General features: G+C 54.1%; 7 protein-coding genes. 1 reads left to right on the top strand and 6 read right to left on the bottom strand.

Features of this window, described 5'->3' with window-relative positions:
* Positions 1-149: 149 nt before the first annotated feature.
* The 5 genes from dnaB to MFFC18_RS11605 form a co-directional block, all read right to left on the bottom strand.
* Positions 150-1,580, bottom strand: a complete 1,431-nt coding sequence (dnaB, locus tag MFFC18_RS11625) for a replicative DNA helicase (RefSeq protein WP_075086384.1) — start codon at positions 1,578-1,580, stop codon at positions 150-152.
* Between the two features lie 187 nt (positions 1,581-1,767).
* Entirely contained in the window at positions 1,768-3,591 is a 1,824-nt protein-coding gene (locus tag MFFC18_RS11620) for a hypothetical protein (RefSeq protein WP_075086385.1), read from the bottom strand.
* 8 nt (positions 3,592-3,599) lie between these two features.
* Complete coding sequence (ppk1, locus tag MFFC18_RS11615; RefSeq protein WP_075086386.1) at positions 3,600-5,774, bottom strand: polyphosphate kinase 1; 2,175 nt, start codon at positions 5,772-5,774, stop codon at positions 3,600-3,602.
* 19 nt (positions 5,775-5,793) lie between these two features.
* A complete protein-coding gene (locus MFFC18_RS11610; RefSeq protein ID WP_210421387.1) occupies positions 5,794-7,320 on the bottom strand; it encodes a Ppx/GppA phosphatase family protein in 1,527 nt (508 codons plus the stop codon).
* A gap of 47 nt (positions 7,321-7,367) precedes the next feature.
* Positions 7,368-8,354, bottom strand: a complete 987-nt coding sequence (locus MFFC18_RS11605) for an ROK family protein (RefSeq protein WP_075086388.1) — start codon at positions 8,352-8,354, stop codon at positions 7,368-7,370.
* A gap of 149 nt (positions 8,355-8,503) precedes the next feature.
* On the opposite strand from MFFC18_RS11605, the gene MFFC18_RS11600 reads away from it, so the two are divergent.
* Positions 8,504-9,340 (top strand): hypothetical protein, encoded by an 837-nt coding sequence (locus MFFC18_RS11600; protein ID WP_075086389.1) that lies wholly within the window; start codon positions 8,504-8,506, stop codon positions 9,338-9,340.
* Positions 9,341-9,365: 25 nt separating this feature from the next.
* Here the strand turns inward: MFFC18_RS11600 and MFFC18_RS11595 are convergent, their stop codons facing one another.
* Positions 9,366-11,729, bottom strand: coding sequence for a right-handed parallel beta-helix repeat-containing protein (locus tag MFFC18_RS11595; RefSeq protein WP_075086390.1), 2,364 nt, complete (start codon positions 11,727-11,729; stop codon positions 9,366-9,368).
* Positions 11,730-11,979 lie beyond the last annotated feature (250 nt).

Raw genomic sequence — 11,979 nt, 5'->3', positions numbered from 1 at the left:
CGGACGAAATTCGTACACGTGCACGCTCAAGCGCGAATGCAAAGTAATTCTGTACGGCGAAAGGGGGCCTCTATCCTTCCGCGTATCTACGCGAATGCGATCACAGGCTGGAAGCCTATGCCACATTGCATGCAATTTTTGACACGGATCTAAAACTGAGCTTGCGGCATATTGTCGAACTCGGAATACCGCTCGGGGGCTCGATCCGAGAAACGGGTGAAGTCCCGCTCCCAGAGCAATTCGACATCGCCGGTGGGACCGTTACGCTGTTTCTCGATAATGATTACCGCGTCCTTCATGGTCTCCTCTTCTTCAGGAGTTCCCTTTTTGTAGTAGCTCTCGCGGTGCACGAACATCACGACATCGGCATCCTGCTCAATCGCACCCGACTCGCGAAGGTGACTGAGTTTCGGACGGTGGTCGCCCGAGCTTTCGGTTTGACGATTCAACTGTGACAAACAGAGGATGGGAACTTTCAACTCACGAGCCAGAGCCTTCAAACGCCGCGCCATCTTGGCAACCTGTTCCTGACGCGGATCCGACGAACTGTCGGGCTGAATCAACTGCAGATAGTCAATAACGATCAGCGACAGACTGCCTTCACGTCGCACAATCCGTCTGGCCGCACCGGCGATTTCGGAAACGTTTCGCGTCGGTGAATCGTCAATGAACAGCGGAACCGTCGAAAGTTCACCGGCGACCTTTACAAGTCGCTTGCGATCGTCAGTCGCCAGGGTTCCGTTTCTCAATCGGTGCCCGTTGACGCGAGCGACTGAACAGAGCATCCGCTCGATCAACTCGATCGCCGCCATTTCGAGGCTGATGAACAGCACTGGCTTGCGAGATTTGATCACGACGTTTTCTGCGATGTTCATGGCAAACGCAGTCTTCCCCATCGATGGACGTGCCGCCAGAATCAAAAGCTCTGACGCGTGCAGACCACCCATCATTTTGTCCAGGTCTTTGAAGTGAGTCTCGACCGTCCCTTCCATGGCTTCACCACGGACTTTGGCTTCGAGGCGATCCATCGCAAGCTCGAGAACTTCGTCGATGGAGCTAAGGTTGTTCGACTGGCGACTTTCGCGAATCGAAAACACTTTCTGTTCCGCCTCGTTAAGCAACTCGTTGGGATCAACTTCCGGCATAAACGCATCGTTCAACAGTTCAGAACAGGTCGAAATCAGGTTTCGGGCTGTCGACTTGTTGCGAACGATCTGGGCATAGTATTGGACGTGAGCCGCGTGAGGAACGGAGGTGAAAATCTCTGCCAACCGGGCTGCACCGCCAACGATATCGTCATCGCCGGAGGCTGCGAGGCGTTCACGTAGCAACAGCAAGTCAATTTTCTCGCCCTTGCTGTGCAGCTCCATCATGTGGCGAAAGATGATCGCGTGAGCTTCGTCGTAAAAGTCCTCCGGGCGAAGGATCGCGACGATGTCGTCACATGCGTCGGGCGTCAGCATCAGGCTGCCCAGAACACCGGCTTCAGCGTCCAGATTGAAAGGAGGCTGCCGATCGATCGCGGTGGCTTTCTTCTTCTTTTTGCTTCTTTTCTTGTCGAAAGGTGGCTGATCCGTCATGTTGGTCTCGTACGTGATCCGATTGCGTGTCGGCTACGTTTTTATGCGGTTCGGCAAGCGTTGGCAATGAGCGATTTCATTTTGTAGCAGCGGTTGTTGAAAACCAGTCACCAAGCCGTCACGCTGCGTCTGAAACGTCCCAAGTGACACTTTTCGGTCGTGCTATTTCCTTGCGAACTTAAAGCGATCAGTCTGATTTGCTGGCAGGGTCCAGGTTGAGCTTCTCACGGATCAGACTGGCGACGTAGACCAGTTCGTCCTGCCTACGTCCCGTCATGATCGAAACGCCGGCACCCTGTTTTGCCTTCACTTTCAAACAGTACATCGATCGATTGTTTACTTTCACGCCCGAGTCCACGACTTCGACAGAGCGAATTTGCGGATAGCTCAAAACGTGGTGGCGGTTGGTCATAAACCCGTCGACTCGCACGTCCAACTGATTTCGCGAAACGTCAATTTGAAACTGTCGAGTCGAGATGACGCGGTGAATCGCCACCATCGTCGCACCGATCGCGGTCGCCACAATGCCGAACATGACGAACATGAAATCGAAGCCAGCAAACCAGATCGCTGCCAACACGCCCGGAAATGGAAGCAGGCACATGGTCAGGCCAATGATCTGAAACGTTGCTGAGCCTTCGAAGTCCAATGGAGGAACACGGATCGCGGTGCTGTCGGCATCGCGGTGTACTTCGATGTCAGTCTGATGAGGCTCCGACTCCGCTGACGAATAGTCGAATGTTTCTGCGTTGAGTTGAAGCCGCTTTTCCTCCACACCCAGTTCACGCCGGAGTTGTTGGGCCAGCCACCGGAGTTCTTGTGGGTCAAGGTGCGAAAACATCTTGACGGCTTTTCCTTCGTGTGGCTGAATTCGCAAGTTCATTACGGGCACGCCGTTGACTTCCATGTTCGCGTCCGCGACCTCCAGCGATTCGACTGCTGCAGACTGAAACTCAGTCCAACGCGTCCCAAAGATCGTCGTGCGTTCAATGAATAGCATCCTGTCTTTCACGCCAATCATGGCGCTCTGGCGAGCCAGATAGATGGCTGTGACCAGAAGTCCGATTCCGACCAGCCAGAATCCAGTGATGATCGCAATTGGCGGCCAGTCAAACGCGTTTGCCTTGATCATCGCCAACGTGACCAACAGCAGGAACCCGTTCCAAAAAACGGAAAACATGAACAGGCCGTTGGAGCCTTTGGATAACGTCCGTTTCGGAATCCGATAGACGACAGAATCGCCCTCTTCGATTGCTTCCAGTTCGCTGTCTTCAGGAAGTTCAAAGTCCGCCGATTCGATTTCATCTTTTGAAAGTTGCTCAACGGTGACGCCAACTTTGGGCGATGGCTGTTGCTGTTTCGACGAATCCCGAACAATCAACACAGCATCGCTGCGGTTACGATTCAGCTCCTGCGCGACCGCCGCTGCAACAGGTTGCAGCACGTCCGCTGGATAAGCCGGAGCGATCAGTTTTCCTTTCAGCTTCCGCGTCGAGATGGAGAAAAAGTCAGATGCGTCGCCGCCGAAAAACGTTCCCAGCAAGCCGAGCGCTTTCTGTTCGTCATCAGAATCCCGCTCTCCCGATTTCACGGCAGCTAAAGGCAGCACGAACAACTGCTTCACGTCGCCGCGATTGATCTTCGTTTTAAAGCTGAACCAGCCAAAGCGTTCGCAACTGACAATCCGCTTTGGACCAACCGTTACGACGCATCGCGTCCGGTTGTGAACAATCGCCATCCCCAACGCCAACAGTTTTGCTGTTCCGTAAAGCCCAACGAGCCCGAAGCACCCAAACCCGACCAACAGCAGTCCAAAAATGTTGCCCTGCCAGACGACATTGATTCCCCATCCGACCGGCACCGAGATCCACGAGATCATAAACAGCGTGGCCATGGCACCGAACGCGATCACAAACCAACCGGCACGGGCAACCCCGCCGAGTAGTCGGCAAGGAAGGCAAATCTCGACTCCGTCCCCAAGGGGCGTGATCTCGATACCTGATTCTTCCATGCCAGATCCTAGCCAGGGCGATGTGGTTGAAAGACAGTCGTACGAGGATTCGTCGACGCCTTCAACAGCTGACCGGCTTCTTCATAGAGCCATTGCTGCGAGCGAATCTGACGTTTCTTTTTCGGTTCCACGGGAACGTAGGATCCGTCCGACATTAACTCGGTCGCCGACTCGCTGTCGTTGAAGTAGCTGTTGAGGATTTTCAACAGCCGATTCTTGCAATCGCGGTCTTCAATCGGAACCAACAACTCAACGCGACGATCAAGATTTCGGCCCATCCAGTCGGCGCTGGAAATGAACATCTTTTCGTCGCCGCCGTGATAGAAGTAGAAAATCCGAGAGTGTTCCAGAAAGCGATCCACGACGCTGATCACGCGAATGTTTTCGCTCATCCCTTTCTTGCCAGGCATCAAACAGCACAGCCCGCGAACGTTCAGCCGAACCTCGACGCCAGCCTGAGAGGCTTCGTAGAGCGCATCAATGATTTCACGGTCGACCAGCGAGTTGACCTTCACCCGGATCGCAGCCGCGTTGCCCTGTCGTGCACTTTCAGTTTCGAACTGAATATATTCCAAAGTCGTTTCGCGCAAATTTATCGGCGCCGCAGCAATCTTGCCCATTGATTGGGGAACAGAAAGTCCCGTGATTGCATTGAACAGATGAACCGCGTCGCGACCAAGCTGTTCGTCGCAAGTGAAAAAGCTGACGTCGCTGTAGACGCGAGCCGTCGACTCGTTGTAGTTCCCGGTTGCGAGATGCATGTAGCGCTGAATCCCTGTGGCTTCCTTGCGAATCACGACGCACATTTTCGCATGCGTTTTGAGCCCTCTGACGCCGTAGATCACGTCGACGCCGGCGGCTTCGAGGCGTTTCGCCCATTCGATATTCCGGGCTTCGTCAAAACGAGCCTTCAGCTCCACGATACACGTCACATTTTTTCCATTGGCAACCGCGGTTTCGAGGGCCGCCGCGATCTCGCTGTCCCGCGCCGTTCGATACAGCGTCTGCTTGATCGCAATCACACGGTCGTCAGTTGCCGCAGCGCGAATGAAGTTGACGACCGCATCGTAGCTCTGATACGGATGATGGATGAGCCGATCCTTTTGCGCGATGGTCGCGAAAATATCATCGTCGCGATCGAACTCGGGAACACCATGCGGCGGCCATGGTTCGTTCTTGAGATGCTGAAAACCTGGCAGCCCACCAATCGCGAACAGATCGACCAACGCAAGCGGACCGGCCAAACGATAGGTGTCGGGTTCTTCGACGTTGAGCAGTTTCTGCAGAAACCGACCGGTGGCTTTGCTGGCCTTTGAAGATATCTCGAGGCGAATGCAATCGGTCATCTTGCGAGCTTCGATAACTTCTTCCATCCCGCGGAGCAAGTCAGCTCGACCATCGTCATCAGCGAGCACGACGTCGCCGTTACGCGTAACACGGAACGTGGTCCAATCCAGAACTTCCTGTCCTGGAAACAGATCCTCAACGAACAGGCCGATGATGTCTTCGAGAAACATAAAGCTGTACTGATCGCTCGTGGGAACAGCCCATACACGAGCAAGATTTCGAGGCAACGGAATGATAACAAATCGATGTGCCGAATCTGTTTTTGCCGCGTCAGCTTCGGCGTATAAACTCGAATCCTCACTTGTGGCCGCATCCTTCGGAATCAGGCGAGATTCTTTGCTGTCCTTGATGCGAACACACACATGCAGACGAAGCCCGCGAATAAACGCTGGCGGATGCGATTCGTCTACACCGATTGGCGCCATGCTGGTGACAATCTCGCTTTCGAAGTGGCTGCGCAGAAAATCACGTTGGATATCGGAGAGCTCTGTCCGCCCCAGTTTTCGGATGCCGCACTCGGCCAGCTTGGGCAACAACTCACCAAGGCAATCGATTTGCCGGTTCTGCATATCCCGAACTCGCTCGCGAATCATTTTGATTTGCTCGTTGGCGTCGAGCCCTGAAATGTCGGTAATCCCGGAAGACGAACGCTTCACCATCTTCAGCCCGCCAAACCGGACCATCATGAACTCGTCAAGATTCGATGCCGTGATAGCGAGAAACTTGACTCGTTCAAGCAGCGGCACGGATTCCATAAAAGCTCGATCAAGCACCCGCTTGTTGAACTCGATCCAACTGGCTTCGCGAGGGAGATACAGGTTCTTTTTCTTTTTCATCGCTTGCTCGTCAAATCCATCAAATCGAAGTGCTGGTCAGGACTACCGGTTTGCCAAAGATACTCTCAAACAGCCTGCCGGCCTGTCGCAGCTCCATCCTCTCCAACGACAGGTCACTCATGTCTTCGGTCACCAGCTGAATTTCGTGAGGCAGCATTTTGCATTTGATCGAATCGATCCTTTGCGTGTTCGAAGCGTTGAGCGCGATTGCCAATCGAAGGATCGAAGACATTTTCGACACCGCGACTCGGAGGTCACGGCTGAGCGAGGAATATCCGATATGCCGCGAACTGGGCATCGCGCGGCGATGATACCTCGCAACCAGGGCCACGATCCGTTTGTCTTCACTACCAATGCCAAAGAACTCTGAGTTTTCGATGATATACATCGAATGTTTGTGGCTGCCCTTGTTGCTGATGAACGAACCGACCTGGTGCAGAATCGCCGCCACCTGCAACAGGCCGCGGAAACGGCCGGACATTCCGTGCAACGGCTGAAGTTGATCGAACAGCATGCTGGTGAGCTTGGCCACGTGAATCGAATGCGCCTCGTTGAAGTGATACTTTCGCCCGAGCTGCGTCGCTCCGCGGAGAATCTGCTCGCCAATTGACGGGTTCCACATCCGCCCCTTGGCCATCTCCGAAATCATTCCGTCGCGAAGATTCACATTGGCCACCGTGATTTTGTCGATTCCCCATGCTCGTGCGAACGTGGCGACAGTCAACAAACCGGGGCCCAACAATTGAGCGTCTGGCAGGCTCATGTGGTGTCTCATGACGATATGCTCCGGACTGCTCTCGAGCACCTCATTGACGAATCTCTCAAGTGCCTTGAGCTTGATATCTACAAGTTCGTTCCCAATCGTCGACTGCTTGATTTCCGACGCCGCGAAACGGATGTCGCCGCCCATCGCGATCAGGCTGTCCATCGTGTCTGGCACGGAATCTTTCAACAGCACGATTGTGTCGCGAATCTGACGCTCCATCAATTCACGCGCCTTCGCTAGCGGAGCATCATAAAGTTCCAGCCGTTGACGCATGCGCAGCGCCCCAAGCCGGTACGCGCGAGCAAACGCCACGTTTCCATTGGACAGCCAAAGCGCTTCCGTTGTGCCACCGCCGACCTCAACCGCCAACGTTTCGCCTTTGAAATACTTTGGAGCAGATTTAATGTAGGGCTGAATTCCGCGATACGTGATCCGGTGAAGCTCTGCTTCGTCGAAAGAATTGATTTCAAAACCCGTCGCGACGTAAATCCGGTCCAGAAAGGCCAGACGATTGGAGGCTTCGTTAACGCCGCTGGTTGCGATGACGCGAATATTGTCTGGATCAGTGATTTCGTACTCATCCAGTTTCGCACGATAGATCGACAGCACGTGAACGCAATTTTCGATCGTATCGCGGGCGATGACTCCGGTGCTGAAAGAGTCCTTCCCCAGACTGAGGGCTTGCGAGAACGATTCAAGCTTGCGTATCGATCCGTCATAGCGAATCTCTGCGATCTGCATCCGCAGCGAAGACGCACCGACGTCGATCACGGCTACCATTTTCGGTTCCGCGTTGCGTTCTACATTTGAATACTGAAGATCCCGATTCATGAGTTCGAAGTCACCGCCTGTTTTCCTAATGCCGCTGCCCCCATCACTCCCGCGTCGTCGCCCAGTTCGGCTTCCTTGATTTCAAAAACGTCCTTGAGCGATCCGAGGATGCGGCGACGAGCTGCTTTTTCGATTCGTGGCAGCATGATTTTGCCCATCGCTTCGATCAGCCCGCCACCGAACACGATTACATCCGGCGCCATCAGGTGAACCATCGTGACGACGGAAAGTGCCAGATGATCACAGGCGTCGTGCACGATCTGAATGACGGCTTCGTCACCTTTTTCAACGCTGTTCTTTAAAGCCCCGCTGCGAATGTCAGAGATATCCGTTCCAGCGTCCTCGCGCAAATGCGGCGCGTCGCCGCGATAGGCCGCAAGGGCGGCTGCTCCAGCGATCGACAGTCGCGAAGCGACAGCTTCCAGCGAACCCGGGTTTCCGGCACCGTCGCGGGGCCCACCAGGCATGACGGGAATATGTCCGATCTCCATACAGGTACAATTCGCACCGCGAATCAACTTGCCCTCGTACACGCAACCGCCGCCAATTCCGGTTCCCGGAAAGATTCCCGCAACACAACGCTTGCCTTTGCCGGCACCGAACATGTACTCACCAAAAACACCTGCGTCGACATCATTGGCCACGGCGACCGGAAAGCCAAATTCTTTCTCAATCGACTCACCAACGGCAGCATTTTCCCACCCCAAATTGGGAGCAATGCGAATCATTTTCTTTTCAAGATCCAAAGGCCCGGGACAACCGATTCCGAGTCCCTTGATCTTTGAATTGTCAACGCCCGCGTCCTCCATGGCTTCCTTGATCACGGAGTTGATACGCTTCAGCCCAGCGGCTTTCCCGTCGTGGCCTTTGGTTTTCTTCCGGGCCTTACCCAACGGTTTGAAGTCGGCATCGTAGACGACTGCGAGCATCTTTGTGCCACCAAGGTCAAATCCGATCCAGCAGTCGTCTGTTTGGTCACTCATTAAATATCCGTTGCGAAAAAGTACTTTGGGTCAAACATTATCGTTCATAACGTCGTCGTTGGAAAGAAGGCGATCAAGAACTCCGTCGGAACGAATCGATCAAAATTTGTGTTATCATTCGACGTCCCCTGCCCCAACTTTCTTCGCCAATGTCAATCAGCAAAGTTCTTTCACCCGAAGAGTACGTCGAGCAGGCGTATCTGTTTAAAGCGTTGATGGAGCGGATGTCGGCCGACGAGCCCATCCAGGAATTGCTGGGCTATCTTCGAGAAGAAATCCTGGCAACGACCAAGCTACCGATGGCGATCGATTTTTTGTTGGCGGAAGTCAAGCAATTGGGCACGATGGCGACCGCGATGAAGCGGATTGCTCACTACTTCACGCCCTACCAATCGTTTCTGATCGGGACCGCGGAAGACGATCACGCCCAGCTTCAAATGAGGTCGGCGTTGCATCTGTTATATCACGATGCAAAACTTCGCAGCGAACATGCCGATCGACCAACGATGTTCTTCCATCAATTTGAATCGCTCTGCCGCCACAGCCTGGATTACGACTACGGGCTGCAGGCGATCGCGGTCGATCCGATCTACGACGACACGTGGCAGCGCTGGATTCTGGGCGTACGGCACAAGCTTGGCATGGTCGACATGGCCGATCTTGTCTACATCCACAGCGAGTATTATTTGCAACGCAAACGGGAAGACGACGAAACGCCTGACCCAATTCTGTTTGGCGAAAAAGAAGGCCGCATCGCGCTGGCCAACCGCACCAAGGAAACACACTATCTGTTTTTGGCGCTGCAACGTCAGCTTGGCTATCCGCCGGTGCCGTTGCCTCAGAAAGTCGACCCGGCGGACGAATTGATCCCGAAACTAAAGAGGATGGTTGAGCGATTGGAAGTGCGCGTCAAGTTTCTTGAGGACGAGCAGCGTAACCAGGGAATCGATCTGAGCAAGTTCTACAAGAAAAACCAGAAGCCATAGTTGTCGGCTCGCCAAATCGCTCTGCTTACGGCGTGATCAAAGACAGCGAACTGAAACCAGAAAGATTGTTACGAGCGATTCCAATATCGTTTGCGTTCACGCGGCCACTCCGATCGATATCGAATGCGTTTTCGACTCCGACGGTGAAGAATCCGCTCAGGTTGTTCCGCAGTCGCCCGATGTCGGTCGCGTTAGTCCGCGCTGCCGTAGGCGAGTCTCCGGTTTCGCCGATCAAGTTGCCAAAGTAGCTCACGTCCTCAACCGAGAGGCCGGTGTTTGCGTTGGCAAGAATTTTGATTTCCAGCCACGTGTTGACGATCGCTCCATTTGGCCACACCACAGTCACGCGGTTCGGCGCGCCGCCCATTCTAGCCGTAAACGTCACGCTGGTCGGCTCCGGAGCTGATTCCCATTTGGCGACATTGTTGTCGTTTCCAATGCGAAATTCAAAATCACTCCTGGAGACATCTGACGTTGCCGGAATCTCAAAGATGACACCGTTGATTCCTTTGACATACGAAGTGTAGTTCGCAAACGTCGCGGTTTGGCCGGGCAGCAAAGCCTGCTTGTCTGACGCGGCGGCATCGAAGTCTGCCGCGTTGGCGCTGGCATCGTCGCCGTCAAACCTGCTTTCGTTGTAAAACACAAAACGGTTCACGACTTCATCCTCAACACCCAGATTTCCCCCAGGGCCGTAAACCGGAATCGGCTTGCCGAACTCGTAGGCGCCCAAGTCAGGCGCGGTTCCGGTAAACCGATCGTTAAAGCCGGTTAGCGCGACGCCGACATCGATGGCTGAACTTTGTGCAGCGAGCTCGAAACTTGGCGGACTATGTTCTTCCACAGGAATTGCCGGAACCGACACCGAGTCTTCGAAGACGCTCAAGTCCAACTCGACCGCGTCTGTTTCGGTTGTCAACGCCTGCATTTGTGCCAGCCCGTCGAAGTTGGTTGCTCCGATTCTTCCCACGAACGATCCGGTTCCGCTGGACCCAAAACCGTCGTAGTTAAAGTCACACGTCGCATCGGCAGACGGAAGGTACAGCACGCGCCCGGCTCCGTTGCTGAATCCGTTGAAAGTTCCTGCGGGCCCACCGATGAAAATGTTGTTGCGAGAAACAGACCTCGAAAAACCATTGCTGGTGATCACATTGAAAGCATCGCCCGGTTTTACAATCGTGTTGTGATACCAAAGGTTACCGTCGCTAGATCGCTGGGGTTTGAAAGCCTGATAGACTGCGTTGTAGACCACGTTGCGATAGAAATACGTCGGTCCGCCAAGCGACGGTTGAGAACTAAGCGCGATAAAGCAATCGGTGACACGATTGTGGTGCACGCGAACGTTCCCCATCCCAAAGTCGGCTTCAATCCCGTCATCGCCACACCGGTAGATGTCATTGCCGTAGATATCGATCGATTGCTGATTCACAGCGTCACTGTCTTCCAACAGAGAAATGCCGTCGCGGAATCCTTCAACCCGATTGAACGCGATCACGTTCCCTGGTCCCGTCAGCACGATGCCTTCCCCGAGGTTGTTGCCGCTATTTCCGAGTGCAGGTTCGTTCCATTGCGTTGGCCCAATGACCGTATTGTCCTTGATCAGCGAATCGCTAACGCCCGCGCCAAACGAGACGATCCCATCGCGGTCGGTGATGATCAAACAGTCGCGAATCACAATATCGTTGGATCCGTTGAACTTGATTTGCCCTTCGACAGTCAGCCCAACGATGTGAATAAATCCAAAACCGTCAAATCGAATGTCACCGTTTACGACTGCGCCGCCAAAGTTTTGAGCGCGGACCACGATAGGTTCGGCCAACGTACCATTGGCGAAGACATTGATCCCCGAATAGTTGCCGTCGGCCAAAACCAGAACATCACCCGGGGAAACGTTCGCGAGTGCTGCTGCAATTGTTGCCGGCGTGACGACTTCAGTGGCTTGATCGGAACTGCCAGGCCACGTTCGTGTCGATGCTGAAATGGTTTGCGTCGCACTTCCGCCATCCGGATCAGTCAATGCAAGTTCAATTTCATAACTGGTTCCCGCGGCAACCCTGGTGATACTGCCCGAGTGTTTATTCGCCCAACTGAAGCCTGCGTTGGAACCCGCCGGAACTCGCCGAAGTGGAGCACTGTCAGTCCAGTCGGTCTGTCCGCTTTGTCGATACCGCACCGCGACCGATCCGTTGTTGTTATCGTCGCCGGCAATCGGCCAATCGATCGACAGGTTCTCGATCGTCGGAAATGGGGCCGTCGCCGTTCCGGCAGTTGTTGCGTTTTGCGCGACTGCGTAGTCGGGGCCAAACGTTCCGTACAGCGAGAGTTGCAAGGCCAGCAAACAGATTGCTTTGCGCAAAAATCCAGACTGGAGTTCGTTGAGAAAACTCATAGCACTTCCTTCGTTGCGAACAGGAGGGATTAAGCGTGGGGTGGAAGTGGCCAAGCCGTTCAAATCCTAGTCCTACGATCTGTCAAAAGCAATTAGCAGCACTTCGAAAACTCGGCCTCGCGACACGTTATTGCTTTCCTGCTTGTTCTGCCAGGGTCATGCTTGCACCTTGCAGTTCGAACTTCCAGTGGAGCGGAAGGTTGGGAAAGTCAGGCAACTGTTCGTGCAAAACTCTTCCAGACGGCTTGTT

Origin of the sequence: Mariniblastus fucicola (assembly GCF_008087665.1) — a bacterium.
In the GTDB taxonomy this organism is placed as follows: domain Bacteria; phylum Planctomycetota; class Planctomycetia; order Pirellulales; family Pirellulaceae; genus Mariniblastus; species Mariniblastus fucicola.
The sequence above is the reverse complement of the archived record's forward strand: the minus strand, read 5'-3'. Positions and strand labels throughout refer to the sequence as shown.